Source organism: Ralstonia sp. VS2407 (assembly GCF_052950655.1).
Genome location: NZ_JBRFVG010000239.1, coordinates 1 through 473, shown reverse-complemented (window position 1 = coordinate 473; position 473 = coordinate 1). Strand labels below are relative to the sequence as shown.

The 473-nt window shown below is 56.2% G+C and carries 1 protein-coding gene; it reads left to right on the top strand.

The features are described 5' to 3' along the window. Window positions 1–114: 114 nt before the first annotated feature. Window positions 115–473: DNA-directed RNA polymerase subunit alpha C-terminal domain-containing protein (locus ACU8YE_RS24820; RefSeq protein ID WP_446930192.1), on the top strand; the 359-nt coding region annotated here is incomplete at its 3' end.

The following is a 473-nucleotide window of genomic DNA, read 5'->3' as shown; positions in this document are numbered from 1 at the left end:
GCCGCCCAGCACCTGCATGCGCGAGAGCACGCGGAGCTGGTTGTCGAGCGTGGTCGCGGATACGTGCCCGCCCCCGACACCAAAGTACAGGGTATCGAGATTGGTCGTATCCCCATGGACGCGATCTATTCTCCCGTGTTGAAGGTGTCCTACAAGGTAGAAGCCACCCGCGTTGAGCAGCGCACCGACTTCGACAAACTGGTTATTGACGTAGAAACCAAGAATTCCATCGCTGCGCGCGATGCTCTTGCTTCCGCTGGTACCACTTTGGTTGAGCTCTTCGGTCTTTGCCGCGAACTCAATACTGAAGCCGAAGGCATTGAACTTGGGCCTTCCCCCGTTGAGCATGATCACATTGCTGCATACTCCATGCCGATCGATGATCTTGATCTCACTGTCCGTTCCTACAACTGCCTGAAGCGCGAAGGCATCCACACTGTTGGTGAACTGGTTGCCCGTACGGAGTCCGATCT